Source organism: Streptomyces sp. NPDC046977 (genome assembly GCF_040644455.1).
GTDB lineage: Bacteria > Actinomycetota > Actinomycetes > Streptomycetales > Streptomycetaceae > Actinacidiphila.
In genome coordinates this window covers 23,087-48,407 of record NZ_JBEYWO010000015.1, presented here as the reverse complement: position 1 = coordinate 48,407, position 25,321 = coordinate 23,087, and the positions used below count along the sequence as shown (strand labels likewise).

Genomic DNA, 25,321 nt, shown 5'->3' with positions numbered 1-25,321 from the left:
TCGAGGGGTGCACGGTCACTGGCGACCGACGCGGGACGCTAACACGCCGACCGCAAGCGGAGTGCTCACAACCACCCTTATTTTAAAGGGACTTGGGGATCCGCAGACGAACCCCCGCACCGGCGCACGGCGGCACGCGATGCCGCTGGTGGGCTTGCTTCCCCGCTTGCCGCGGCGAGACGACGAAACGACGAAACGACGAAGGGGCTGCCCACGACCGGACGGTCGTGAGCAGCCCCTCCTTCATGCCGGTGCGACTACTTCTTGAACGCGTAGTTCATCAGCTTCGTCGCGTCCGTCGTACGGTTGGCCGCCGAAGAGGAAGCGAGAACGGTACCGATGACCGTCTTGCCGTTCCGGGTCGCCGCGAAGACCAGGCAGTACTTGGCAGCGGGACCGGAGCCGGTCTTGACCCCGATGGTCCCGGAGTAGCTGCCGAGCAGGGTGTTGGTGTTGGTCCACGTCATGTAGCGGTAGCCGCCGCTCTTCGTGGTCACCTTCTGCTTGGTCGACTTCGTCTTCACGACGGTGCGGAAGTCGGCGTACTTCATCGCGTTGCTGGCGAGCTTGGTCAGGTCGCGCGGGGTGGAGTAGTTCGCCCCGCTCCCGATGCCGTCGAACGAGTCGAAGTGGGTGTTCTTCAGACCCAGGCTCTTGGCCGTCGAGTTCATCTTGCCGATGAACGACTTGACCCGCGCTGCCCGCGAGGTGCCGGTGCCGAACTTGTCGGCGAGGGCGTAGGCCGCGTCGCAGCCGGAAGGCAGCATCAGCCCGTACAGCAGCTGACGGACAGTCACCTTGTCGCCGACGATCAGGTGCGCCGAGGACGCACCCTTGGAGACGATGTAGTCGCTGTACGCCTTCTGGATCGTGACCTTGGTGTCGAGATTCAGATGCGGCTGGGCGAGCACGACCCGCGCAGTCATGATCTTGGTCGTCGAGCCGGTGGAGCGACGGGTGTCGGCGGCCTTCGAGAAGAGGGCCGCGCCGGTCCCGTTGTTCATCACGAAGCCGCCCTGGGCGGTGATCGTGGGCACCGCGATCGTCGCGGCGTGAGCCGGAGTCGTGAGCGCTCCGGCGGATATCACCGCTCCCGCGGTGATGGTCACCGCGGACACGCGGGACATGTTCTTTATGCCGTTTTTCAAAGTGTATACCTCAAATGTTTCTCTGGGCTGACGGCATGACAATGCCGACCCCGATGGAGACTCCCGAGGGAGGCAAAAGGATGCCCATCCCGTCGCAAGAATTTCCTCAGTTCTTCCGCGTGGGAATGTGGAATGAAATGGCGGTTCACCCCAATTTGGGAACCCTGGACGATGCCCAGGACACCGGCACGGGCCCGCGCTTCTCCCGCTGCCGCGTCAGCTACCAGTACGTGCGGCTGATCCTCTGCGGCAACCGGCCCTGGCGTTGCCACTCCTGGAAGATCACTGACGCCGCGACCAGGAAGGAACGCCTCTTGACCGGGTCGGGGTCGGGTTCCTCGACGTTGCCCACGTGCTTGCGGAGCACCGTGTCGCCGAGCGCTCTCCCCTGCCGCGTGCAAGGACGGGCGATTTCTTCCTCAGCGTCAATGAGTACATATCCGACGGCTCCATCGCCGTCTTCCCACGCGTAGACGGCCTCTGCTCCACGGGACAAGAGCATCGTGCACACGAGGGTCGATGCCACGCACTGCTCCTTGAGCGCTGTTCTGGTCAGCATGGGCGTCCGGAATCCTACGCAGTGCGGCGCGGCGTGCGGGGACCCCAGGATGTACTCATGCCCCTGAAGACCAGGGCACATCGCGAACGTGTGAGGCCTGGACGTTCGGCCGCCGCGCCCGCGCCGCGAAAAGCGGATGCGCGCGGGCACTGTCGCAGGAAATGCTGGTCGCCGTCACCCGCGCCGTGCGCGGTGGCCCGTCGTCGCCACACCTTCCCGGTCAGCCAAGGAGCCCACGCTTGCAGGGTGTTGTCACCGTATCGCCTTCCCAGGTGCCCGAATTGCTGCTGGGCCTCGCCACCGTCCGGCCCGTGTTCCTGTGGGGCGCACCCGGCATCGGGAAGTCGTCGCTGGTCAGGAAGTTCGCCGACTCGCTGGGCCTGGACTGCGTGAGCCTGATCGGGACCCAGCTGGCTCCGGAGGACCTCATTGGGGTACCGCAGATCGTCGACGGCCGGTCGCGGTTCTGCCCGCCCGAGTCGATCGCCCGCGACGAGCCGTACTGCCTGTTCCTGGACGAGCTGAACGCGGCCACCCCCGATGTGCAGAAGGCGTTCTACTCCCTGATCCTCGACCGGCGCATCGGCTCGTACGAGTTGCCGGCCGGAAGCATCGTGATCGGTGCGGGCAACCGCGCCACCGACAACGCCCTGGCCCGGCCCATGGCCTCCGCCTTGGTGAACCGCCTCGCGCACGTGCATCTCCGGGCCTCGGCCACGGACTGGCTGGAGTGGGCGGCGACCGCCGGCATCCATCCGTGGATCACCGACCACCTCACCGACCGGCCGGACCACCTGTGGTCCGCCCCTCCCAAGACCGAGGAGCCGTTCTCCACCCCGCGGTCCTGGCACATGCTCTCGGACGCGCTGCACTCCTTCGGCCCCGCTCTGGACGAGGAGACGCTCAAGGTCCTGGCCCACGGCATGCTCAGTCCCACGCACGCGGTGGCCTTCTGCGGCTACGTCAAGATCGTCCGTCACTCGTACGGCCTGGAGGCCATCCTCAAGGGCGACGCGACCTGGCCGCACCGCGTCGAGGACCGCGACCTGCTCTACTACCTCGCCGACTCCTTCCGCGGCCGCCTCATCAAGGAGCTTCCGGCGAACAAGGAGCACGCCTCCCCGGCCGTGCGCCAGACCGCCTACCGCGCCAAGTCGTTGCTGGTGCAGCTGGCGGAGATCTCCGTCGAGGTCGCCCAGACCGTGATCGCCGACGGCGCCGACGACAACCCTGTGCTGCCCTCCTGGTTCCTGCTGGAGGCCGCCCGCGACATGCCGCGGCTGGTCGAGGCGCGCCGGTGAGCGGCGCGCGGGGCTCGTCGTCGCGGAGGCGTTCCGAGGCCAAGGACGACCCGGCGGCCCAGGCGTTCGCGGCCGGGGTGGACCTGCTGCGCCGCAACACCGCACTGGCCGCCCTGTCCGCCCTGTCCGCCGTCAACGGCACCCTGTGCCGCGGCAAGGACTGCGCGGAGCACCCCCGCGGCGGCGGCTGGGCCGCGGTGACCTCCGACGGCGTCGTGCACGCGGACCCGCTGCGCCGCGGCGAGCCGGAGGAGTGGGCCTGGGTGCTGGCGCACTGCCTTCTGCACCTGGGCTTCGGCCATGTCCCGGCAGCCCGGGGCGCACGGGAACAGCCCGACCGGTTCGACCTGGCCGCGCGCTGCACGGTCGTCAACCGCTTCCTGGCCACCTTCCCCGTGGGCCGGGCGCCCGTGGCCCTCCCCGAGAGCTTCCCGGGCGGCGACGAGGACGAACTGGCCGCGCGCTGGCGGCGCGACGGCATCCCGCCCGAGCACGCCGCGTGCGGTACGGCGGGCTCGCACCCCGACCAGCTGCTGCGCCCCTGGCACCGGCCCTGGCAGAGCCCCGAGGACTGGACCGCCGCCTTCGCGAGCGCCCTGACCCGGACGATGTCGGCGGCCATGGACGTCGCCGGTGGCCGCCGTGAGGAGCTCACCGGGGCGCGCCGGCCCCAGCGTCCCTGGGAGCGGGCGCTGAGCTGGTTCGTCTCCTCGTACCCGCTGCTGGGCGGCATCGCCGCGGGCATGACCCTCGTGGCCGACGCCGAACTCGCCCGCGCCCAGCGGATCTCGATCGCCGCCGTCAACGCCGAGGCGGGCGAGATCTACCTCAACCCCCTGTACCGCAGCACCGACGAGGAATGGCGGTTCGTTCTCGCCCACGAGATGCTGCACGCCGCGCTGCGCCACGGCGAGCGCCTCGGCGGGCGCGACCCGTACCTGTTCAATGTCGCCGCCGACTACGTGATCAACGGCTGGCTGGTCGAGATGGACGTCGGGCAGATGCCGGAAGGACTGCTCCACGACACCGCGCTCGCGGGCCTGTCCACCGAGGAGGTCTACGACCGCATCGCCCGGGACCAGCGCAGGCTGCGCCGCCTCGCCACGCTGCGCGGCAAGGGGCTGGGGGACGTCCTGGGCGAGCCCCTGCCGCGCCCCGGGGAGACCGCCCCGGCCTGGGTGGACCTGGACGAGTTCTACCGGCGCGGTCTGCGCCAGGGCTTCGATCTGCACCGGCGCGAGCGCGGCTTCCTGCCGGCCGGACTCGTCGAGGAGATCCAGGCGCTCTCCCATCCGCCGCTGCCCTGGGACGCCAGACTGGCGCGCTGGTTCGACGAGTACGTGCCGCGGCCCGAAGCGGTACGCAGCTACGCCCGTCCCGCGCGCCGCCAGGCCTCCACGCCGGACATCCCCCGGGCGGGCCGGAGTTTCCCTCCCGAGGAGGTGGCGCGCTGCACGTTCGGCGTGCTGCTGGACACCTCGCTGTCCATGGACAGGACGCTGCTGGGCAAGGGTCTCGGCGCGATCGCCTCCTATGCCGCCGCCCGTGACGTGACAGGGGCGCGCGTGGTCTTCTGCGACGCGGCCCCCTTCGACGCCGGCTACCTGCCCGTCGCCGAGATCGCCCACCGGGTACGAGTCCGGGGCCGGGGCGGCACCGTGCTGCAACCGGCCGTGGACCTCCTGCAGCGGGCCGAGGACTTCCCGCCGACGGCTCCGGTCCTGGTCATCACCGACGGCGACTGCGACGTCCTCCGCATTCGGCGCGAGCACGCCTTCCTCGTACCGCAGCGCGCGGTACTGCCGTTCACCCCCCGCGGCCCGGTCTTCCGGATGCGCTGACGCACCGCTGCCGTACGGGGAGGACGGCCCGCCTCCGGGGGACGGTCAGCGGTGCTCGGGGTTGGCGTTCCCGCTGCGGCAGCCCGCGTCCCAGGCGCTGCGCTGGTTGCCGTAGGCGGGGATGCCGCCGAGGTCCTTCAGGGCCCTGCCCAGGTGCAGCAGGTTCCACGTCATGAAGGTGAGGTTGCGGTTGGTGAAGTCGTTCTGGGGCCCGCCGGAACCGGGGTCGAGGTAGGAGGGCCCCGGGCCGGCCTCGCCGACCCAACCGGCGTCGGCCTGCGGCGGGATGGTGAAACCGAGGTGCTGGAGGCTGTAGAGGATGTTCATGGCGCAGTGCTTCGCCCCGTCCTCGTTGCCGGTGATCAGGCAGCCGGCCACCCGCCCGTAGTACGCGTACTGGCCGCGCTCGTTCAGCAGGCTGGAGCACGCGTACAGCCGCTCGATGACCCGCTTCATCACCGAGCTGTTGTCGCCGAGCCAGATGGGGCCGGCCAGCACGACGATGTCCGCACGCAGGACCCGCTGGTACAGCTCGGGCCACGCGTCGCTCTCCCAGCCGTGCTCGGTCATGTCCGGCCAGGTGCCGGTGGCGATGTCGTGGTCGACCGCCCTGATGACGTCCACGCCGACGCCCTGTTCGGTCAGGATGCTCACGCTCCGGTCGACCAGCCCCTGGCTGTTGCTGACCTCCGGCGACCGCTTCAGCGTGCAGTTGATCATCAGGGCCCGCAGGTCGTCGTAACGGGCGGGCGGGCTGTCGGCGAATTCCGGCTGGCCGGTCACGTGGGCGCTCCAGGGGTTCCGTCACTCCGTCACCGGGCCCTGCGCGGCGGCCCGGCGGCGGCCATGCGGTCGGCGATCTTCCTGCCACAATGACGTCCGCCCACGCGGTCCGCCAGCCGATCGCGACGCGACGCGCGGGCCGTGAGCCATTCGGCAGCGGGACGGCCGTCCCGAACGGCCGCCCCTTCGGACTACGTCTCGCTCGCGGTCTGTTCGCCGCTCCGCAGCCGGACGGGGTCCTCGGCGCGGATCACCTCGGCACTGTGCTTGTCCTCGGCCTCGATGCGGACCGCCTCCTCCAGCACGCGCCGCACGCTGCCGGCGGGGATGACGACGGCGCCACCGGAGTCGGCGTAGACGTAGTCGCCCGGCACGACGCAGACGCCGCCGATCTCGACGGCGATGTTGGCCGCGTACGGCATCACGGTGGCCCCGCCCCAGTGGGTGGCCTGCCCGCGGCACCATGTGGCGAATCCGTAGCCGGCGAGCTCGGAGAAGTCGCGCAGCCGGCCGTCGGCGAGCACCCCCGCCACATGGTGGTTGTGCAGCCGCGACAGCTTGGTGCCACCGGCGTGGGAGACGTCGGGATGGCCACCGCTGGACATCACCACGACCTTGCCCTCCGGGGCGTCGCCCACCGCCCGGTAGAACACCGTGGCGAATCCGAGGTCCTTCTCCGGCAGATCGTCGCGGTACGGCAGGAACGCGACCGTGACGGCCGGTCCGAACATGACCCGGGACGGGTCGGGGCTGACGAGGTCGACGATGTCCGCGCGGTGCCCGTGGACGCGTCCCATGGCGTCGACCAGGGACGCGCTGTCAACCTGCTCGAGCATGCCGCGCAGGCCGCGCAGCTCCTCCGTCATCCGGACCACCCGCCCGGGCGGATGAGGGAGGCGCGCTCCCGCGATCCTCCACGCATCATGACCTCCCGCGGTGCGAGTGCGAGTGCCGGCGCCGCGCGGCACGGTGCCGGTCCGGGACGTGCGCCCTCGGCCCGGGCGTCCATCGGACCACACGCGATGGGACCACGCATCTCCGCGAAGCCGGGGCCCGGCCGGTTTCCCGTGCTTGCCGCGCTGCGGCAGCATAGGGGGGTGCTGAGGGAGCGCTCAGTTGCCCATGCCCACGCACACGACATGTGAAGGGGACTCAGACGTGAGCCACCGCGTGCCCGCGGACCTGCTGGCGATCGTCGACGCGCTCCTGCCGGGCGCGCCGCTGGACCGCGCGCGGCTGGCCGCCGACGGCAACATCCATCACGTCGTGCTCCTCCCGGGCATTGCGGCGGTCCGGATCAGCAAACGCCCGTCGGGCGCGGAGGCGCTGCCCCGCCGGACGGAACTGCTGCGCGCCGTCGGCGCCGCCGGTCTTCCGTTCGCCGTGCCCGAGCCGCTCACGCCCGTCACGGACTTCGACGGCCGCGCCGCTGTCGCGGTGTCGTGGATCGACGGCACCGCACTCCCCGAAGGCGAGGGCGACCCGGCTCAGATCGGGGAACTCCTGCGGGCCCTGCGCGATGTCCCCCTCACCGCGGAACTCCGTCGCGCCCTGTCCCCCGCGCGGCCACCGGCACCGGCAGGAGGCTGGGCCGGCGTTCTGGCCGAGGATGTCATCCCGCGTCTGCCCGCCCGCTGGCGCGACGAAGGCCGGCGCCGGCTGGACGACGCCCTCGCGTTGGAACCCGTACCGGACGCACTGGTCCACGGCGACCTCGGCGGCTCCAACATCCACTGGAATCCCCACGGCACGCTCGTCGGCGTCCTGGACTGGGACCTCGCCCTGCCCTTCGACCCCGCCGTCGACGCGGCCTGCATGGCCTGGCACGGCTGGGACACCGTCCGTGACGCCGTCGACCACGACACCTACCGCCGAGCCCGGGTCTGGGACGCGACGTTCGGCATCGAGCACCTCATCGCCGTCCTGCCCGGCACACCCCTGTCCAACGTCGACAGCTACGTCGACCACATCGTGCCCTGGCTCGAAACCCACGCCCGCTGACACGCGCGGCCCGGAGGAGGTGCGGGCGGAGCCCTCCTCCCGGACACGGCGACGAAATCCGGTCAGTTGTTCGGAACCCGATTGCCCGCCCGGGCGGCAGCTGTCAGCGTCGTGCGCGGCCGCCCGGCGGCCACGCGACCCGGACGCTCATCAGATGATCCGTCGAAGGAGACCTCCGTCGTCATGAGAAACGCCTTACGCCTGTCACGCCTCCCTGCCGCGCGCCCCAGACCCGGCTGGCGTGCCAGGATCGTGAGCTTCGCGGCCACCGCGGCGATCCTCACCACCGCCACCCTGATCGGCGCCGGCCCGGCGATGGCCGCGCCCGCGCCCATCAAGCTCACCTCGTCGTCCTGCCCGACGGACATCGTCCAGGGCCAGGTGAGCGGCTGCGTCACCGAACTGCAGAACCTGCTCAACGCGCACGGCGCGGGTCTCCTGGTGGACGGCGAGTTCGGCGCCAACACGCTCTACGCCGTGCGGGAGTTCCAGGCCGCCACCGCGATCGCCGTGGACGGCCGGGTGGGCCCGCAGACCAAGAGCAAGCTGTACGCGACCGGGGGCACCGCGCCCTCGCCGGTGAACCTCACGTCCTCGTCGTGCCCCGCGAACATCGTGCAGGGCGCCAAGGGCGGCTGCGTCACCGAACTCCAGCGGCTGCTGCGCCACTTCGGCTACGCGGTCAGCGTGGACGGCGAGTTCGGGCCGGAGACGTACAACGCGGTCCGCAGCTTCCAGTCCTCGCACGGCCTGTCGGTCGACGGCGAGGTCGGCGCGAACACCAAGCGGGAGCTGTACGACACCGACGAGGCGCCGTCGACGGGCCTCGACCTGCGGTCGTCCTCGTGCCCGTCGAACATCGTGGAGGGCCAGACCGGCGGTTGCGTCGCGACCCTCCAGGCGCTGCTCAACGGCAAGGGCCAGCACCTCGACATCGACGGCGAGTTCGGCCCCCTGACCGTGGCGGCCGTGCGGTCGTTCCAGTCCTCGGCCGGGCTCTCGGTCGACGGCGAGGTGGGCCCGAACACCAAGAACGCCCTGTACTCCAACATCGGCGGTGGCGGCGGCAACGGCGCCCCCGCGCCGATCAACCTGAACTCCGCCTCGTGCCCGACGGACATCGTCCAGGGCCAACGCAGCGGCTGCGTCACCGAACTGCAGAGCCTCCTCAACCACCACGGCGCCGATCTCGCCGTCGACGGCGACTTCGGCCCGATGACGGACAGCGCGGTGCGCGACTTCCAGGCCGAGAAGGGCCTCGGCGTCGACGGAAGGGTGGGCCCGAACACCAAGGCCGCCCTGTACGGCGCGGTCACCCCGCCCTCGTCCCCGCCGCCCGGCGGTGGTTACGCCAAGCTCCTCGACGTCGCCGCCGCCGAGGTCGGCACGGTCGAGGGCAGCGCCAGGGCGAACAGCTACGGTGCGTCCGTGGGCCTGTCCCTGTCCACCAACAACTACGCCTGGTGCGCGACGTTCGTGAGCTGGGTGGCCAGGCAGACGGGTGCCACCTCCTACCGCAACAGCTACGTCTCCGGCTGGGTGAAGCAGGCACGCGCCGGCAACTACCACCTGTCGGTGACGACCAACCCGCAGCCCGGCGACATCGTTGCCTTCGACTGGAACGGCGGGAGCAACTTCAACGACGGCAACGAGCACATCGGCATCGTGCGCACGGTGAGCGGCGGCGCCTCCTTCACCACCGTCGAGGGCAACACGACCAACCCCAACGGCGGCAAGGACGGCGTCTACATCAAGAACCGCGCCACGAACCAGGGTTACGACGTGGTGTTCATCCGCGTCCGCTGACCGGCCTCGGGCGCACGCTTCGCGGAGCCGGCAGGTCTTCTCCCGGGGTGGAGGGGACCTGCCGGCTTTGCTGTGACGATTCAGGAGCTCCGGAGCAGTGCCCTGCGGGCGGCGGCGGCGATCCAGGTCCGGGCGCGGTCGAAGGGCCAACCGCGCTCGCCGACGAGGGTGATCCAGGCGTGCGGGCCGAGGTGGAACCAGAGCAGGTCGACAGCGTCGGCGTGGCTCACGTCGGCGGCGAGTGATTCGAGTGCCACCAGGCGGTCCGCCACGCGGGTGAGGGCGTGAACGTAGTCGTCGGCTCCCTTGTCCAGGACGGCCTTGACGGCCGGTTCACCGGGCGGGTCGCGGTAGAAGAGCCCGTACACAAGGTCCCAGTGGCGTTCGTGGGTGAGCCGGGTGCCTTCCGCGGTCAGCTCGATCACGGCGCGCGGGTCGTCGCTCGCGTCGACCGCGGCAAGGGCGTCGGCGATGGCGGGGTCGGTGAGCGCCGGCTCCAGCAGGGCCGTCAGGATCTTCGGCTTGTTCCCCATGGTGCTGTACACCGTGGGCACCGCGACCTTGGCCGCCTCCGCGATCTCCCCGATCGTCACCAGCGGATACCCCTTGGCCGAGAAGAGCTCGTGGGCACTGCTGAGGATCGCTTCCCGGGTGGCGGTCGCCGAGTGGGTGCGCAGGGGTGAGTGGTACTTCCGGCTGGTCACAGGAGGAGTGTACGCCCTTCACTACAAGTGACCATATTGACAATAGGCACCCATATTGAATACGTTCCGCCATATGATCAATTCTGCCGCTGAGCCCATGGCCGTCATCGAGACCCGCCTTGCCCACGAGGTCCACCGCGCCGCCACCACCCTGCTCGCAGAGGCCGCCCTCCGCCCGTCCGCGCCCCTGGAGACGCTGGCGCAACTGCGCGACTTCCTCGTGGTGAACCTGCGCCACCACCACGAGACGGAGGACGAGGAACTGTGGCCGCAGATCGTCGCGACGGCGCCGGACGCCGCCGAGGGGCTCAAGGGGCTGAGCGAGGAGCACGAGCGGCTGGAGGACGACCTCGACCGCCTCGCCGCCGTCGCGCTGACCGGGGACGACGCCGGCGCCGGGGCAGGCGCCCGGGCCGAGCTCCACGAGGCGGCCGTCGCGGTGCGCGACACCGTGCACAGCCACCTGGACCACGAGGAGCCCATCCTCTTCCCCGCCCTGCGCGAGCACGTCACCCCCGAGTACTGGGCGGAGCTCTCCCAGCGGGTGATCGCCACCGGGCCCACCGTGGCCGCGCACCTCATGTTCGGCTTCATCGACGAGGTGGGCGCGCCCGACGAGGTCGAGGCCATGATGGCGGTCCTGCCCGAGCCGCTGCGCCCGCTCGTCCCCGCGATGCGCCGGCAGGCACACGCCGACCTCGCAAGCCTGCGCGGCTCCGCCGCGTAGCCCACTGCCCGAGCCGACACGGGCGGCCGGACCGCCCCCACCCCGTTCGGGCGGTCCGGCAAAGGAAGATGGCAGGCTTACGGTGTGCTGATCAAGGGATACAACGGTGGTCCGCTGGTCGCGGGCGAGCCACTGGTGGACCGCCCGGGCTTCTGGTCGAACCATCTGTGGGGCCCGTGTTGTCGTGATGCGGGCGCCGGGCCCGAGTGGTTCGGCGATGACGGAGCCGACGTCGACGCCATGTCCGACCTGCTCATGGACCCGGAGCGATGGCCGGTGTTCCGGATGCCGGTGGACGGCGGTTACGAGGCCGTGGTGGTCTACCGCAATCTCGTCGACGACTACGGAGTCGACTACTTGTTGACGCATCCCAGTTGGAGCACCGCGCAGCGAGTCGCCGGCTGGGACGGCGACTGGCACGGGGAGACACTGACGTGGCGTGACCTCATCCGCATCGCCGACAGTCCGAGCGCGACAGGCGGAGGGATCAAGGACCCCGCTGCCCGTCTTCTGCTGCTGCTCCCCTTGCTCACCGCGCACGAACCGTCGGACGAGGCGATCACGACGCTCACCGCAGCACTGATCGCGGTAGGAGCCCCTCCGGACACCGCCGGGACGGCCGCACAGCACCTGCTTGAGCACCCCTCCGGGAGCCCCTGGCACGACCCCGCGTGGGACTCGCCGCTCAGCGGCGGCTCAGGCCCCCCCGCCCGCCGTGAGCGGGGTCCTGGCCCGCCTGGGCATCACCTGACCAGGCGTGAACCGCCGTTGCCAGTGGAACCGCCAGGCGCCAGGGTGATGACCGCGCCCGGACAGCGGAAGAGGAAGCGGCGTGTACGCGAGGAGTACGAACGGGCTGCCGCGGCCGTAGCCGGGTGGCGCTGGGAAGTCCTGTACGAAACCGAGGACTCTGCCGAGGTTCGGGCGCGGGTCCACGCTCTGGCCGAGGAGCGACCCGAGGTTGATCTGCGTCATGTGCGGGTCGACAAAGCGTGCGGGCGGTTTCCGTCTCCGCCCTTCTACCGGGTGAGCGTGCTCGTGCCCCCGGATGCGACCGAGTGAGGTGGTCTCACGGACCACGGCCGGAGGCCACGGCCAAGGCCCAACTGGCAGAACCGTCCCCCTCGGTACGCGGGCCACGGCAGAGGCGGGAACCCCGAGGGGGGCCTGTGAACCGGTACCGGCACAGGCCCCCGGAGGGTCACGATGCCTCGATCGCCCGCATGATCTCCTGCCCGGTCCGCGCAACGACGACGGACCAGTCGTCGTCCCGCATGAGCTGGGGCAGATGCTCGCGGTGCGCCTCCTGCCGGAGGACCACCGTCCCGCCCAGGAGAACCAGAGACGCCCCCAATCGTTCCAGCAGTTCGGCGACAATGTCCATGATCCTCTCCCCTCCGAAGCGAGTGAAAGTGATGTGGGTGTCAGTGCTGAAGTAGACATCGGCCCGCTCGTTCCGCCCCATGTCCAGCTGAAGGAATTTGTTATCGGGTACACGTACGACGACGTACGAGTCGAGGACCTCGGCCGCGATGACCTTGTCCAAGGGGGCCGACTCACCACCCTCGAAGCGGTGGACATAAATGTCGTAACTCACAGGCCTCTCCCCCTCTGTTGCTTCCGAACAGTCCGCACGACCCGTCGTGCCACGCGGATCACTCCGCGGGGGCGAGTTGCTGTTCCGCCCAGATGATCTTGCCATCCGTGACATGGCGGCTGCCCCAGCTCGTGGACAACTGGGCGACGAGGAACAGCCCCCGGCCGCCCTCGTCGTAGCTGCGCGCACGCCGCATGTGCGGTGCTGCGTCGCTGGCGTCGGTGACCTCGCAGATCAGGGCCTGGTCGCGGATCAGCCGCAGGCGGATGGGGGCCTTGCCGTAGCGCACCGCGTTGGTGACCAGTTCGCTGACGATCAGCTCGGTGGTGAACGACCGGTCGTCAAGGCCCCACGCGGCCAGCCGCTCCGTCACCATGCCGCGCACCGCGGCCACCGCCGAGGCATCGGCCGGAACCTCCCACTGGGCGAGGTCGGCCGCGTCCAGCGCGCGGGGCCGGGCCACCAGCAGGGCCGCGTCGTCGCCGCGCCGGGGAAGCATCGCGGCCAGGACGTCGTCGCACACGGCGGCGGGCGAGCAGCCGCTGACGTCGACCAGGCACTCCTGCAGCCGCGCGATCCCGGCGCCGAGGTCACGGTCCCGGGACTCCACGACGCCGTCGGTGAACAGCACGAGCAGGCAGTCCTCAGGGAGCTGCACCTCGGCCGACTCGAAGGGCAGTCCGCCCAGTCCCAGCGGCGGCCCGTCAGGCACGTCCAGCAGCTCGCTCGTCCCGTCCGGCAGCACCAGCAGCGGCGCCACGTGCGCCGCACGCGCCACACAGCACCGGCGCGACACCGGGTCGTACACGGCGTACAGCACCGACGCCCCGACCTCCGGATCGGAGGCGTCGGCCTCCCTCTCGCGGTCCATCCGGTTCACGATGTCGTCCAGGGAGGTCAGCAGTTCCTCCGGCGGGAGGTCGATGTCGGCGAGGGTACGGACGACGGAACGCAGCCGGCCCATGGTCGCGGCCGCCTCCACCCCGTGGCCCACGACGTCACCGACGACCAGGGCCACCCGCGCGCCCGACAGCGGGATCACGTCGAACCAGTCGCCGCCCACCCCGGCCGCGAGATCGGCGGGCCGGTAGCCGTAGGCGGCGTCCACCGCGCTCTGTGCGGGAGGCTCCCGCGGGAGCAGGCTCTGCTGAAGGGCGAGCGCCGTGCTGTGCTCCCGCTCGAAGTGGCGGGCGTGGTCGATGCAGACGGCCGTGGTCTCGGCCAGTTCCTCGACGAGCAGCAGGTCCTCGGCGTCGAAGGGCAGTTCGTGCCGGAGGAAGGTGACAACGCCCAGCGTGATGCCGCGCGCGGTCAGCGGCGCGGAGATCGCCCCTCCCCCGGCCCGGCCCGCGGGCAGGTCGGTGCCCCAGCCGGGCCAGGCAACGGCGGGGTGCGGCAGATCGACCCGCACGGCACGCCGTTCCCGCAGCGCCCGGCCCGGCAGGGAGTCGCGGTCCACGGCCTGCCAGTCCGTGCGGCCGGGAGCCCGTCCGTTCCGTGCGCCGTTCACGCCGGTGCCCGGCGCAGCCGGGCCGCGCTCGCCGCTCGCCGCGACCAGCCGTGTCTCCACGGGGCCGTGCACGCCCGTCCGGTCGTTGCCCAGCGTCTCGGGAAGCAGGTGGACCAGCGCGACGTCCGCGAGGTCCGGCACCGAGAGGTCGGCGAGTTCGCGGGCCGTCCGCTCCACGTCCAGGGAGTGCCCGATCGTGCGGCGCGCCTCGTCCAGGAGGCTGAGCCGCTGGCGGGCCCAGAACTCCGTGGAGTTGTTCCGGGCCATGGTGCACAGCGCGATCACCCCGCCGTGCCGGTCGCGGACCGGGTCGATGTGGATCACCCACTCGTGCGGCCGGTTCTCGCCGGGCACCTTCTCGTAGGTGAGGACGGAGCGTGGGGTCCCCGTGTCCCGTGCCTGGCGCATGGCCTCCTCGAGCGCGTGGTGCTGGCTGTCGGGCGCGAAGATCTCGGTGGGCAGCCGCCCGTGCACCTCGTCGGTGCCCGCCTTGAACACCACGTGCGAGAACGCGTTCGCCCACAGCAGGCGCAGCTCCGTCGACCACAGGCAGATGGCGGCGCTGGACTGTGTCCATGCCCCTTCGAGCAGGCCGACGTCGCGGGCCGCCGCGTCCGCCGGGGACACCGGGCTCAGGAACCAGACCGTGGGGCTGCCGTCGGCGACCGCCGACTGCACCAGGACGTTCGCCTCCACACGGTGACCGGCCTTGTGCCTCAGCACTGTGCGGCTCGACCGGTCGTGCCGGGTGCGGCCGGCCAGCGGGGGACGCGGCTGCCCGTCGGCGACGAATTCGTGCACCGGGCGGCCCATTGCCTCGCCGCGGTGGTAGCCGAGGATGGCCTCGGCCTCGTCACTCCATCCGTTCACCCGGCCCCTGCCGTCGACGGACACGACCGCGATCAGGCAAGCCCGGGCCAGCCCTCCCTGCGTGCCCCCCGACTCCGCGATTCCTGTGCGCATGGCCGGACCCATCCCGTCAAGGCGATGTCGGCTGATTGTACGGCGTAAAAGGTGCGAATGGGTTCAGACCGGGTCGGCATGCACGACCGTGCCGCCGGGCGCGGCAGGCTCCAGGACCGCGAGCCCCTTCCGCGGACCGCGCCCCCGGCCCAGGAGAGCGCGCCTGCCGGGCTCACAGCTCGGCGGCCGATGCCGCGGTCACCCGCCCTCGCGGGGCAGTGCCGCCACGAATTCCGCGAGGTCCGCCGCCTGGGGCGGCCTCTGATCGCGGAGATAGCGGCGGTAGTGACCGGCCACCAGGCGGCGCAACTCCGCCTCGTCCGGTTCCGCGCCGGCCGGTTCGAGGTGGACCCGGTGGGGTTCACCCGTCATCCGAAGGGGCCTGGCCAGGGCGTCGAAGCCGCAGGTGTACTCGTCGGGCTCCTCCCACCATGCCTCGGCGAACGCATGGTCCCTGAGGACGTACATGTGGAACGCGTCATCGAAGATGATCACGGGCCCGGTCGGTCTCGTCACGCCGGCAGTATGGCGGGCGATCCGTCGGCCGCTGCGACCGGCGGGGCCCGTCCGGCTCGGCTCGGCTCGGAAAAGCAGTCCGCGTCGCACATCACCGGGCGGTAGTACCCTTTGGTACGAAATGCCGACTTTCATCGACTTGTACTACCCGCAGTGGTCCGCTCGGGGATGTGTGAGAGGACGATGATCGATGAGGTGCACGGACCGCACGCGTTCCGAGGAGCCCGGTCGCCCGGCGGGTGGCTCGCCCGTACACATGGACGCCGCATTCAAGGCGGACGCGCCGAACCGCTACGAGGCGCTGCGACGGCAGGGCCCGGTGCACCGGGCGGAACTGTATCCCGGCCTGTACGGCTGGCTGGTCGTGGACTACGACCTGGCGCGTGAGGCCCTGACCCACCCGGCCCTGCTCAAGGACCCCTCGCCGGCGGCCGACGCCCTCGCGGCCGCCGATTTCGTGCTGAACAAGCCCGGAGTGGGCCTCGGGGGCCACATGCTGGAGGCCGACGGGCAGGACCACACCCGCCTGCGGCGCCTGGTGTCCGGGGTCTTCACCCCGCATCGCACGGCCGGGCTGGCCCCGCGCGTCCGGCAGATCGCGGAGGACCTGATCGACGCCATGGCGTCGCGCCGTACCGCCGACCTCGTCGAGTCCTTCACCGCGCCACTCCCCATGACCGTCATCGCCGAACTGCTCGGCATCCCCGACGAGCACCGCGCCCGCTTCCGCCTCTGGAGCAGGAAGGCACTCGACACCGGGGCCGAGGACCACCGCAGTTCCGTGGCCGGCCTGCACGGCATGGTGGGACGGCTCATCGACGAGAAGCGGGCGCGCCCGCAGGACGACCTGATCTCGGCGCTGGTCGCGGCGCGCGACGAGGACGACGGACGGCTGACCGACGAGGAGCTCGTCGGTACCTGCATCCTCATGGTCATCGCGGGCCACGACACCACCGTGAACCTCCTGGGCAACGCCCTCCTCGGGCTGCTGCGTGACCCGGCGCAGATGCGCCTGCTCGAAGGGAAGCCCGGCCTCATCCCGGGAGCCGTGGAGGAGTTCCTGCGCTACGACAGCTCTGTCGAAGTCGCCTCCCACCGCTATGCCGCCCGTGACCTCGAACTCGGCGGCCACTTCATCCCCCGCGGAAGCGTCGTCGGCATCGCGCTGTGGTCCGCGAACCGCGGCGCACCCATGCCCGCGGGCGAGGACCCCTCCGTGCTCGACGTGTCACGTCCTGCCGCCCGGCATTTGGCCTTCGGCCACGGCATCCACCACTGTCTGGGCGCTCCGCTGGCCCGGCTCGAGGCGACCACGGGCCTAGAAGTGCTGCTGCGGCGCATCCCCGGCATCGAGGCGGCCGTCCCTCTCGACGAGATCGACTGGATCCTCTCCGGCATGATCCGCGGCCCGCTCAGCCTGCCGGTACGTTACGGGCCCGTCCTGCCCCGAGGCTGACGCCCCCTTGCCCGTGCGCCGCGGGGCTCCGCGGTGGGAATCAAACGTGGCCGCCGAGCGCTGGGCACGGGGTGAAGAAGATCGGATTCCTCTCCTTCGGCCACTGGTCGCCCAGCGAGCACTCGCAGGCCCGGTCGGCCATGGACGTCCTGCACCAGTCCATCGATCTCGCGGTCGCCGCCGAGGAACTCGGCGTGGACGGTGCGTACTTCCGGGTGCACCACTTCGCCCGGCAGGCGGCCAGCCCCTTCCCGCTGCTCGCGGCGATCGGTGCGCGGACCTCGAAGATCGAGATCGGCACCGGCGTGATCGACATGCGCTACGAGAACCCGCTGTACATGGCCGAGGACGCGGGCGCGGCCGACCTCATCTCGTCCGGTCGGCTGCAACTGGGCATCAGCCGCGGCTCACCGGAGCAGGTGATCGAGGGCTGGCGGCTGTTCGGCTACAACCCCGCGCCGGGCGAGACGGACGCCGACATGGCCCGCCGCCACACCGAGGCGTTCCTCACCGTCCTCGGCGGGGAGGGTTTCGCCACGCCCAACCCGCGGCCGATGTTCCCCAACCCGCCCGGGCTGCTGCGGATCGAACCGCACTCCGAGGGGCTGCGCGACCGGATCTGGTGGGGTTCCGCCTCGAACGCGACCGCGGTCTGGGCCGCCGAGCTGGGGATGAACCTGCAGAGCTCGACGTTGAAGAACGACGAGTCGGGTGAGCCGCTGCACGTCCAGCAGCGCAAGCAGATCGAGGCGTACCGCGAGGCGTTCCGGAAGGCGGGGCACGCCCGCGAACCGCGGGTGTCGGTCAGCCGCAGCATCTTCGCGCTGACCAACGACCTCGACCGGGCGTACTTCGGCCGCGACCGCGGCTCCAGGGACCAGGTCGGCATGATCGACGACACGACCCGGGCCGTCTTCGGGCGTTCCTACGCCGCGGAGCCGGAGGAACTGGTGAAGCTGCTGCGGGACGACGAGGCGATCCAGGCCGCGGACACCCTGCTGCTGACCATCCCGAACCAGCTCGGGGTCGACTACAACGCGCACCTGCTGGAGAGCATCCTCACCTACGTGGCACCCGAACTCGGCTGGCGCTGAGGGCGGGTTGGCGGTGGCCGGAAGAGGCCTTAGGCCCTGTCCTGCCTGAACGTGTCGACGATCGTGCGCAGCCACGGGCTGCGCACGCCCGGCAGCCGCACCAAGGTGTGCTGGAACGTCGGCCAGTCGGCCCGGAAACGTTCGTCGCGGCGCGGCGGGAGCGACTCGTCGCGCAGGACGTCCAGGGGTATGCGGCCCGACGCGGGAAGGGACGAGTACGGCTGGGGAGAGTCCAGCCACCGCCACACCGCCGGCGGCAAGGGCACCGAGTACGCGGAGGGCGCCGGGCCGGCGGGGGCCCAGGTCCGGCCGGTCCCGGGATGGACCGGCACGAGGAGGATGTCGGCGCCCTCGACGGGGACGGGCCGGCCCGGTCCTGCCAGGACGGCCTGCCGGGCCGGCGCACCGGCGGGCAGCATGGTGTCGAGTGCGTGCTGGAACACCGTGGCGGTCATGCCGTCGGGGACCCTCACGGGCTGCCCTTGGGAGGCCACCAGCAGGTGGGCGAGCGCCCGGCCGGCTGCCGCCGTCCATTGCGGGCTCCAGGACCAGTGGCGGCCCGACCCACGTCGTCCTCCCCACGAGGTGATCGGCTCGAACGGCGGCGCGCTCTCCGCGTTTCCCATCAGTTCCGCCCAGGAGAGCGGCGCGGCGTCCGCACCCACCCGGACCCGGCGCACGGCGTCCGGGCCGAGCCGCACCACCTGCCAGAGCGAGCAGTCGTCGACGCGCGCCGCCACGGGCAGGTCGCACCCCAAGCAGGCCATGTTGGGCCCGTCGGCCCCGTCGAGGCCGCAGCAGGCACCGCCGCGCTTCCCGGGAATCAGCCGGGCCCCGCGAATGTCACCGGGCGCGATGACGCTCTGTCCGGGCGGGGCGTCGGACAGAGCGTGCACGGGCGCGTAGATGCCGCGTGCCTCCGCCTCGCCCGGATCGAGCTCGTCCCACACCCGCCAGGGACCGCCCCAGGGATCCGGGTCGACGGCGAAGGTGCCCGACTCCATGAGCACCGGAAGCTGAAGGCCGTTCCCGTACACCTGGCGGGCATGGACCGGAAGCGAGACCTGGGACAGCGGAACGGTCAACTCGGCGTCGCACCGGGCGCAAACGAAAACGAACAAGGGCCCTCTCCGGTCGGGGAACGACTGCATCGTCGCAGACCCGCGGGTACCGGCCAACCGGATTCCCGTCCGTCGTGGGTGCCTCAGGGCCGTCGGGTCACGCGCTCGTGGCGGGAGGGTCAGCGGGCTCCTCGCGGGAGGTGGCACCGTGCCCCGTGGGGGGCGGTGCCACGCGGCGGCGTATCCGCTCGCCCTGGCGGCCGAACAGGCAGAGGACTTCGGCGGGCTCCTGGCCGCTGTTGCCGAACCAGTGCGCCATCCGCGTGCTGAACTCCGCCGACTCGCCGACCCTCACCTGAAGGTCCATGTCGTTGAGGACGAGTCGCAGGCGGCCGGCCAGCACGTACATCCACATGTGCCCCTCGTGGGTCTGGGGCACGGGATCGGTACGGCCCGGCGGCACGATCAGCTTGAACGACTGGATCGGGCCGATCTCCTGCGCGAGCGGCAGACGCACCATCCCGTTCCACGGCTGCGGTGCGAGCCGGTTGGCGGGGCCCTCCGGGGGCGACACGTGGATCACGTCGTCCAGGGCGATGCCCAGTGCCTGCGTGATCGGCAGCAGGAGTTCCAGGCCGGGGCGCCGCCCGCCGGCCTCCAGGCGCGACAGGGTGCTCTTGGAGATGCCGGTCGCCTTGGCGAGCGCCGTCAGGGTCACACCGGCCCGCATGCGGTGTCGTCGCAGCTGAGGGCCCACTTCGGCCAGGGTCTGGGCGATGGCGCCGGAAGATTCCACGCCCAGGGGAACGTGGTGTTCCCCGGCCCGATTCCCGGAAACAGCAACACTTCTTGTCCGGCTCCCCGCCGCTCGCCCATCGTGGCGGTGCGCGCCCGAGATGCGGTTCGTACGGACCGTCACGGTTCAGCACGTTCCGTGCAGAAGTACGCGCATTTCTGGCGATCTTTTCGACATGACCGATGGACAGGAGACATGGTGGGCAACTGGGGCACGGACGGCTGGGCGGTGGCGCCGGGTGAGGGCGAGCGTGTGGAGCCGGGGGGCCGCCACTGGCTCGAGGTGCTGGTACGCGGCAAGGACGTCGACGACGCCCTCGGGGTGTTCGTCTTCACCCATGACGTGATCACCGAGAACCCCCCGCACGCCCACCACGACTTCATGAAGGTCATCTACGTCCTGGAGGGCCGCTACGACTTCCGGGTCGGCGACGCGACCTTCTCCGGTGGCCCGGGGACCGTCGTCGTGGTGCCCAGGGGCAGCCAGCACACCTTCACCACGCCCACCGGCGGACGGGCGCTGTTCGTGTCGTCGCCGGCCGGGAACGAGGAGCTCTTCCTGGAGATGGGCAAGCTGGGCCCGCACCCCACCGAGCGGCAACTCGCCGAACTCAACGCCCGGTTCGGCACCAGGGGCCCGGACGACCACGAGGCCTCCTGGCAGCAGATGCACGAGACCGAGTAGCGGGACAGCGAGGGGCCGGCCGGCGGTGGCGTCGGCCGGTCACAGGCCGTCGAGGAAGTCGCTCACGGCCGCGGCGAAGCCGGCGGGGTCGGTCTCGTGCACGGTGTGCCCGGTCGCCAGGGCGACAAGCCGGGTGCGGGGACGCCGGGCCGCCATGGCCGCGGCGTGTTCCGCGGTGAGGGTGTCGCTCCGGGTGCCGTGGACGAGCAGGGCGGGGCAGTCGGTGGCGAGCCAGTCGTCCCAGTGGTCGCCGTTGACCTGGCCGACGGAGGTGACCATGTCCTGCGGGCGGAAGGCCAGGCCCCAGCCGTCGGGGTATTCGCGGATGGCGTCGGTCAGGTACCGCGCCGAGTCGCCGAGGCGTCCGGCCAGGGCCGTACGGGTGGGCGCCCGGTGCGGCCACGCCAGGCAGAAGGACAGGTCGTCGTCGATCTCCACGCCGATGTCCTCGATGATCAGCGCGCTGACCGCGGCGGGGTGGTGTGCGGCGAGCTGGTAGGCGTTGACTCCGCCGAGCGAGTGGCCGAGCACCACCGCCTGAGACAGGCCGAGGTGGGCGAGGAGTGCGGCGGCGTCGTGGACGTAGCCCGCGCGCGAGAAGTCCGGCGGCCGGTCCGAGAAGCCGTGTCCGCGCTGGTCGAGGGCCACGACGCGCCAGGCGGGGGCCAGCGCGCGCGCCAGACCGGTGAAGGTGCGCGCCTCGTTGAAGTGGCCGTGGAGGGCGAGCAGGGGTCTCCCCGGGCCGCCGAAGTCGAGGTAGGACAGGCGTCGCCCGTCCACCTCGAATGCCGCGCGTGCCGGCTCGGGCTGGGACATCGGCTTCATGCGGGTCGGCCCGCCCTGTGCGTCTCGTGGTCCGTGGGTTCGTTCGGGGGATCGAGCCGGGCGATGAGGGTGCGGCTGACCCGCTGGAGTTCCTCGTCGTTGCCGATGCTCTGGAACCTGCCGCCACGCCGGGGCAGGGCCAGTTGGGCGCGGAGCAGAGGCAGCGCCGGTGCCGCGAGGGGGCCCATGCGGTCGAGGCAGGCCACGACGTGGTTGGCCGTCCGGGGGTTCTCCGCCATGGCATGTAGCAGGGCGTCCACGACGGCCGGCGCCTCGGCCTCGCCGCCGATCTCCCAGAGCGCGGCCGCGCAGTGCACCCGGATCCATGTGTAGTCGTCGGCCAAGTGCTCCCGCAGGCGCGGCAGTGCCACGGACGCGGACGGGCCCATCTCGCCGAGCAGGTCGGCCGCGTCATCGACGCAGAAACTGGTGTCCTCGTCGAGGAGACCGAGCAGGACCGACAGGATCTCGCCCCGGTCGCGGCCGACGGCCCACAGGGCGGCAACGGCGGCACGACTTACGTGCACGTTCGCGGCCGTGGTCAGTGACCGGATCGCGTCCAGCGCACCTCCCGCAGCCGGTCCGAAGGCCCTCAAGGCCTGCAGGGCCGACTGCGTGACGCGGTCCTGCCCGTGGCCCTGCGCGGCAACGAGCGTGTGCACGACCGAAGGAACCGCGGCCGGGTCGCCGAGTGCCGCCAGGGCGGAAAGGATCGCGCGGGCGCTCATCTCGGTCCACTGCTGGGAGAGGTCGATCCGGCGCAGGTGGTCACAGAGCCGGGGCACCAACTGGTCGGCGGCCTGCGGCAGATGCTCTGCCACCTGGATCGCGCGCCAGGCGTCCACGTCGCTGTCCAGCGCGGTCAGCAGCATCGGCAGCGCGCGTGCGTCGCCGAGGCGCGCCAACGCCCGGACGGCCTCCTGGTGGCTTCTGCGCAGCGGTGCTTCCGGCGCCGCCCACACATCGGGGCCGTATTGCGCGAGTTGGGCGTCGATGTGCGCGGCGAGAGCCTCCCGGGCCGGGGCGGCGATCGGGTGGCAGGATTCCAGGACGGCCGCGGCCTCGGCGGCGACCTCCGCGTCGGCCGTGGTGAGTTGGTCGGCGACCAGCAGGAGCAGCCCGGTGTGGTCCCCGCGCCAGGCCCGCATCAGCTCACCGCTCATACGGACCGCGTCCAGCCGCGAGCCGGGATCGGGGCTGCTCAACTGCTCGGCCAGCACAGCGGTGCGCTCGGGCACCCGCGCGCCCAGGGCGTCGTGGAACGTACGCAGCAGGGCCGTTGTGGGTGCGAGCACGCGCGTGTGCCGGTCGAGATCCGCGAAGGCCTCGACGATCTGGGGCGCGACTCCGTCGGTGGACACCGCGGGGTGCTCCGGGACGGGTGCGATGCGCCGCACGGGTATCGCGCGGGCGGTCTCGCGCAGCAGGCCGACGGCGGCCGGTACGACGTCCTCGCCGATCTCGTCCGGGGCGCACCGGGCCCGCTGGACCAGGGCCGCCAGACGGGTCGCGGGACCCTGGTCCGGGTCGGCCGCGAGTCCGGTGAGCCAGTCCATGACCTGCCGCGAGGCCACCGGCAGGCGCAGGGCCAAGGTGGCCGCCGCAGCCGCGATCCGCAGCCGCGCGGCCATGCCGCGCTCGGCGGCCAGCCGTTCCCGCAGTACCGCGGCGGCCCGGTCGGCGTCGTCGAGGAAGAGCCCGAGCCCGGGAATCGCGGCCAGGCGCACGCCCGGGTCGGCGTCGCGGGCGAGTTCGGTGATCCCGTCCGCACGTTCGCGCAGGAAGGCGACGGCTTGGCCGCAGCCCATCGGCGGGTAGTACTCGATCTCCGTGCCGTCGTCCTCGAAGCCCCGGTCGAGTGACTCCCGGCCGATGCTGACCATCAGCGCGACGACGGCCGCCCGGTCGGGCGTGGCGCCGTCGACGGCCAGCTCGAACAGGAAGGGGAGGCTGGCCGCCGTGGGCGGGTACACGCTGCCCTGGTGGTGGACCGCGCTGTAGAAGCGGTCGAGGGCCTCGCGGCGTTCCTCGGCGTCCGGCGAGCGCAGCGCCGCCAGCAGCCCCGGCACCTCCTCGGCCGAACCGTACGCGTGCCCCATCGAGGCCCAGTCGATGTCGTGAAGTCCGTCGAACATGCCCGGAACGATGCCAGGAGGCACTGACAACGGGGGTGTCCCGGGGTGCGAGTAGGGTCGGGCGGACGACGGCCGCCGCGCCCGGGGCGGGCTCGGGTGGCTGCCCCACTGGCGGCGCCAAACGGTCCCGGGGTCGGCCACGACTGCTGCCCGGCCGGTCACCGACCGCGCGGCGGACCGCCTTCGCCTATTCCAGCCACATCCCGTCGCGCATGATGACGCTGCCGCGGAGTTCCGGCTCGCCGCGCCACGCGCGCACGGTCCTCGGGACCACGCGTATGTACACGAAGGAAGCCGCTTCCTTGCGCGGGTCCCAGCCGAATTTGCCGGCGAACGCCTCCGCCGCGCTTGCGGGCGCCTCCTGGTCCGGGAAGCATTCCGCCTCGCCGTGGAGGAGGACCACGTCGAAGGTGTCCGGCAGCGACACGTGCACGTGCGGATCCCTGTGGATGTTCCGCATCGTCACGGACGTGGCGCCGGTGCACATCCACACGGCCTGACCGTCCCACAGGAACCACAGCGGCACCTGGTGCGGCCCGTGTTCGGGGTGGGCCGTCGACACCCATGCGTCCCGCTCGGTGCCGAGCCGTTCGAGTGCGTCGCGCATACGCTCCGCCGACTGACGGCGAACGCCTCCCGTGGTCTCCATGAGGGCCGACCCTAGTCAAGCGGGAGGGACGGGCGCCTGAGGCGCGGGACCTACTCCCGGCGACCGAGGTACCCCTCGGCCTTGGAGCGGGCGGCGGTCGTCTCCGCGTAGATTGCCCCGGTGACCTACGACATCACGCTCGTGCGCGTGCGCCCGGGCCTGACGCTGCAGCAGACGCTCGACCTCCTCAACGCCGGCGTCGACCCCGATGCCGACCTTCCGCAGCTGCGGCTTTCCGACAACCAGGAGGCCGAGTGGGAGCGCATTGTCGAACGGGTCTCGCGGGAGGCCGGACCTGTCACGTCCGAGCGGTACCTGTACTGCCTGACCCTGCAGACGGTGGGGTCGCCGGGACGCGTGCAGCTCGACTACTCGGGGGACACGGCCGGCATCGAGGTGGCGTACCGCTACTCAGGGCCGGCGGCTTCGGCGGTGATGGACCTGGCCTACCGCATCGCCCGTATCGTCGAGGAGGAAAGCGGCCTGACCGGCTACGACTTCGAGGTCGACCAGCCCGTCCGAACAGGTGACCCGGCCAGAGCCGCGGCCAAGTTGAGCGGCGTCTCGGAGTGGGCGCGGGATCACCTCGCCCAGGTGCATTGACCCGCAGCGTTGTTGACGCGGCTGATCGGGGGCTTGCCTCCGAGTGCGTGTGGTGTCGCGAAGGACGATCTCGTAGCCGCCCTCGTCCAGGACAGCGATGGATGCGAACCAGGCGTGATCGTCCTCATCAGGCTGGATCACGGCGAAGGTGTTGTCGGAATTCGCACAGGCGTGGTGCCGGCACTGTCAGACGGCCGCGTCTGCGGGAGTCCGAGGTATCGCCTGCAGGGCGATGTCGACGGTGGCATGGAGGGCCGCACGTGCCGCACCGGCCGCAGCGTGCACCCGCGTTGCCCTCGCTGACCACCATGACGTAGCGGGCGAGTGCGTGAGGGTCGGTCCCCGCGGGCAGGTCGCCCTCCTCGACGGCGCGGGCCAGTCGCTGCGCCAGGGCATGTTCGCCGGCGAGGCGGCTGTCGGCCAGGAACCTGGCGATCCGGCCGCTGTCGCTGCCCTCGGCCAGGCCTCCCTGCACGGACAGGCATCCGGAAGGGCGGTCGGCGCGGGTGAGGCTCCCGCACCGGAGCTCTTGCCTGGGCCTTCGGTGCGCCCGGCAATCCCG

At 71.5% G+C, this 25,321-nt stretch carries 23 protein-coding genes; 10 read left to right on the top strand and 13 right to left on the bottom strand.

Going from position 1 to position 25,321, the window contains the following annotated elements; all coding sequences use genetic code 11:
* Positions 1-257: 257 nt before the first annotated feature.
* Entirely contained in the window at positions 258-1,127 is an 870-nt protein-coding gene (locus ABZ883_RS22680) for a D-alanyl-D-alanine carboxypeptidase (RefSeq protein WP_360908754.1), read from the bottom strand.
* A gap of 241 nt (positions 1,128-1,368) precedes the next feature.
* Positions 1,369-1,674 carry a hypothetical protein gene (locus ABZ883_RS22675; RefSeq protein ID WP_360908752.1) on the bottom strand — a complete coding sequence of 102 codons (306 nt, stop codon included), beginning with the start codon at positions 1,672-1,674 and terminating at the stop codon, positions 1,369-1,371.
* A 272-nt stretch (positions 1,675-1,946) separates the two neighbouring features.
* On the opposite strand from ABZ883_RS22675, the gene ABZ883_RS22670 reads away from it, so the two are divergent.
* Positions 1,947-3,008, top strand: coding sequence for a MoxR family ATPase (locus ABZ883_RS22670; protein WP_360908750.1), 1,062 nt, complete (start codon positions 1,947-1,949; stop codon positions 3,006-3,008).
* The gene (locus ABZ883_RS22665) at positions 3,005-4,849 is read left to right on the top strand and encodes a hypothetical protein (protein WP_360908748.1); all 1,845 of its coding nucleotides are present in this window, start codon (positions 3,005-3,007) and stop codon (positions 4,847-4,849) included. The genes ABZ883_RS22670 and ABZ883_RS22665 overlap by 4 nt, the downstream gene beginning before the upstream one ends.
* 45 nt (positions 4,850-4,894) lie before the next feature.
* Here ABZ883_RS22665 and ABZ883_RS22660 read toward each other — a convergent pair whose 3' ends face one another.
* Entirely contained in the window at positions 4,895-5,569 is a 675-nt protein-coding gene (locus ABZ883_RS22660) for a flavodoxin family protein (protein ID WP_360908802.1), read from the bottom strand.
* Positions 5,570-5,823: 254 nt separating this feature from the next.
* On the bottom strand, positions 5,824-6,498 hold the full coding sequence (locus ABZ883_RS22655; RefSeq protein ID WP_360908746.1) for an RraA family protein: 675 nt from the start codon (positions 6,496-6,498) through the stop codon (positions 5,824-5,826).
* A 292-nt stretch (positions 6,499-6,790) separates the two neighbouring features.
* On the opposite strand from ABZ883_RS22655, the gene ABZ883_RS22650 reads away from it, so the two are divergent.
* Entirely contained in the window at positions 6,791-7,633 is an 843-nt protein-coding gene (locus ABZ883_RS22650) for a phosphotransferase (protein WP_360908744.1), read from the top strand.
* A gap of 252 nt (positions 7,634-7,885) precedes the next feature.
* The gene (locus ABZ883_RS22645; protein ID WP_360908742.1) at positions 7,886-9,439 is read left to right on the top strand and encodes a peptidoglycan-binding protein; all 1,554 of its coding nucleotides are present in this window, start codon (positions 7,886-7,888) and stop codon (positions 9,437-9,439) included.
* A gap of 80 nt (positions 9,440-9,519) precedes the next feature.
* On the opposite strand, the gene ABZ883_RS22640 is transcribed toward ABZ883_RS22645, so the two are convergent.
* The gene (locus ABZ883_RS22640) at positions 9,520-10,143 is read right to left on the bottom strand and encodes a TetR/AcrR family transcriptional regulator (protein ID WP_360908739.1); all 624 of its coding nucleotides are present in this window, start codon (positions 10,141-10,143) and stop codon (positions 9,520-9,522) included.
* A gap of 73 nt (positions 10,144-10,216) precedes the next feature.
* Here ABZ883_RS22640 and ABZ883_RS22635 point away from each other — a divergent pair, with 73 nt between their 5' ends.
* The gene (locus tag ABZ883_RS22635) at positions 10,217-10,870 is read left to right on the top strand and encodes a hemerythrin domain-containing protein (protein ID WP_360908737.1); all 654 of its coding nucleotides are present in this window, start codon (positions 10,217-10,219) and stop codon (positions 10,868-10,870) included.
* Positions 10,871-10,954: 84 nt separating this feature from the next.
* Positions 10,955-11,932 carry a hypothetical protein gene (locus ABZ883_RS22630; RefSeq protein ID WP_360908735.1) on the top strand — a complete coding sequence of 326 codons (978 nt, stop codon included), beginning with the start codon at positions 10,955-10,957 and terminating at the stop codon, positions 11,930-11,932.
* A 139-nt stretch (positions 11,933-12,071) separates the two neighbouring features.
* Here ABZ883_RS22630 and ABZ883_RS22625 read toward each other — a convergent pair whose 3' ends face one another.
* The 3 genes from ABZ883_RS22625 to ABZ883_RS22615 all read right to left on the bottom strand — a co-directional run bounded on the left by ABZ883_RS22625 (position 12,072) and on the right by ABZ883_RS22615 (position 15,456).
* Positions 12,072-12,467, bottom strand: coding sequence for a hypothetical protein (locus ABZ883_RS22625; protein WP_360908733.1), 396 nt, complete (start codon positions 12,465-12,467; stop codon positions 12,072-12,074).
* Positions 12,468-12,525: 58 nt separating this feature from the next.
* Positions 12,526-14,940, bottom strand: a complete 2,415-nt coding sequence (locus ABZ883_RS22620; RefSeq protein WP_360908731.1) for a SpoIIE family protein phosphatase — start codon at positions 14,938-14,940, stop codon at positions 12,526-12,528.
* Between the two features lie 198 nt (positions 14,941-15,138).
* On the bottom strand, positions 15,139-15,456 hold the full coding sequence (locus ABZ883_RS22615) for a hypothetical protein (RefSeq protein WP_360908729.1): 318 nt from the start codon (positions 15,454-15,456) through the stop codon (positions 15,139-15,141).
* Positions 15,457-15,712: 256 nt separating this feature from the next.
* Between ABZ883_RS22615 and ABZ883_RS22610 the strand changes: the two genes are divergently transcribed.
* Both ABZ883_RS22610 and ABZ883_RS22605 read left to right on the top strand, forming a co-directional pair.
* Positions 15,713-16,912, top strand: coding sequence for a cytochrome P450 (locus ABZ883_RS22610; RefSeq protein WP_360908727.1), 1,200 nt, complete (start codon positions 15,713-15,715; stop codon positions 16,910-16,912).
* 71 nt (positions 16,913-16,983) lie between these two features.
* Positions 16,984-18,006: an LLM class flavin-dependent oxidoreductase gene (locus ABZ883_RS22605; RefSeq protein WP_360908725.1), complete on the top strand. Its 1,023-nt coding sequence runs from the start codon at positions 16,984-16,986 to the stop codon at positions 18,004-18,006.
* Between the two features lie 29 nt (positions 18,007-18,035).
* Here ABZ883_RS22605 and ABZ883_RS22600 read toward each other — a convergent pair whose 3' ends face one another.
* Together ABZ883_RS22600 and ABZ883_RS22595 are read right to left on the bottom strand one after the other, a co-directional pair.
* Positions 18,036-19,127, bottom strand: coding sequence for a hypothetical protein (locus ABZ883_RS22600; protein WP_360908723.1), 1,092 nt, complete (start codon positions 19,125-19,127; stop codon positions 18,036-18,038).
* 97 nt (positions 19,128-19,224) lie between these two features.
* Positions 19,225-19,863, bottom strand: coding sequence for an XRE family transcriptional regulator (locus ABZ883_RS22595; protein WP_360908722.1), 639 nt, complete (start codon positions 19,861-19,863; stop codon positions 19,225-19,227).
* A 195-nt stretch (positions 19,864-20,058) separates the two neighbouring features.
* Between ABZ883_RS22595 and ABZ883_RS22590 the strand changes: the two genes are divergently transcribed.
* Positions 20,059-20,547: a cupin domain-containing protein gene (locus ABZ883_RS22590; protein ID WP_360908720.1), complete on the top strand. Its 489-nt coding sequence runs from the start codon at positions 20,059-20,061 to the stop codon at positions 20,545-20,547.
* A gap of 39 nt (positions 20,548-20,586) precedes the next feature.
* Here ABZ883_RS22590 and ABZ883_RS22585 read toward each other — a convergent pair whose 3' ends face one another.
* The 3 genes from ABZ883_RS22585 to ABZ883_RS22575 form a co-directional block, all read right to left on the bottom strand.
* Entirely contained in the window at positions 20,587-21,372 is a 786-nt protein-coding gene (locus ABZ883_RS22585) for an alpha/beta hydrolase (protein ID WP_360908718.1), read from the bottom strand.
* A complete protein-coding gene (locus ABZ883_RS22580) occupies positions 21,369-23,507 on the bottom strand; it encodes a HEAT repeat domain-containing protein (protein WP_360908716.1) in 2,139 nt (712 codons plus the stop codon). Before ABZ883_RS22580 ends, ABZ883_RS22585 begins: the two co-directional genes overlap by 4 nt.
* Positions 23,508-23,694: 187 nt before the next feature.
* Positions 23,695-24,156, bottom strand: coding sequence for a pyridoxamine 5'-phosphate oxidase family protein (locus tag ABZ883_RS22575; protein WP_360908714.1), 462 nt, complete (start codon positions 24,154-24,156; stop codon positions 23,695-23,697).
* Between the two features lie 120 nt (positions 24,157-24,276).
* Here ABZ883_RS22575 and ABZ883_RS22570 point away from each other — a divergent pair, with 120 nt between their 5' ends.
* A complete protein-coding gene (locus ABZ883_RS22570; protein ID WP_360908712.1) occupies positions 24,277-24,759 on the top strand; it encodes a hypothetical protein in 483 nt (160 codons plus the stop codon).
* Positions 24,760-25,321: the final 562 nt, after the last annotated feature.

Bases quoted from the DNA above. Each gene is read 5' to 3' on its own strand.
- ABZ883_RS22655 (WP_360908746.1), bottom strand. From the start codon at position 6,498: ATGACGGAGGAGCTGCGCGGCCTGCGCGGCATGCTCGAGCAGGTTGAC.
- ABZ883_RS22585 (WP_360908718.1), bottom strand. From the start codon at position 21,372: ATGAAGCCGATGTCCCAGCCCGAGCCGGCACGCGCGGCATTCGAGGTG.
- ABZ883_RS22590 (WP_360908720.1), top strand. From the start codon at position 20,059: ATGGTGGGCAACTGGGGCACGGACGGCTGGGCGGTGGCGCCGGGTGAG.
- ABZ883_RS22680 (WP_360908754.1), bottom strand. From the start codon at position 1,127: ATGTCCCGCGTGTCCGCGGTGACCATCACCGCGGGAGCGGTGATATCC.
- ABZ883_RS22635 (WP_360908737.1), top strand. From the start codon at position 10,217: ATGATCAATTCTGCCGCTGAGCCCATGGCCGTCATCGAGACCCGCCTT.
- ABZ883_RS22660 (WP_360908802.1), bottom strand. From the start codon at position 5,569: ATGATCAACTGCACGCTGAAGCGGTCGCCGGAGGTCAGCAACAGCCAG.
- ABZ883_RS22620 (WP_360908731.1), bottom strand. From the start codon at position 14,940: ATGCGCACAGGAATCGCGGAGTCGGGGGGCACGCAGGGAGGGCTGGCC.
- ABZ883_RS22580 (WP_360908716.1), bottom strand. From the start codon at position 23,507: ATGTTCGACGGACTTCACGACATCGACTGGGCCTCGATGGGGCACGCG.
- ABZ883_RS22610 (WP_360908727.1), top strand. From the start codon at position 15,713: ATGGACGCCGCATTCAAGGCGGACGCGCCGAACCGCTACGAGGCGCTG.
- ABZ883_RS22575 (WP_360908714.1), bottom strand. From the start codon at position 24,156: ATGGAGACCACGGGAGGCGTTCGCCGTCAGTCGGCGGAGCGTATGCGC.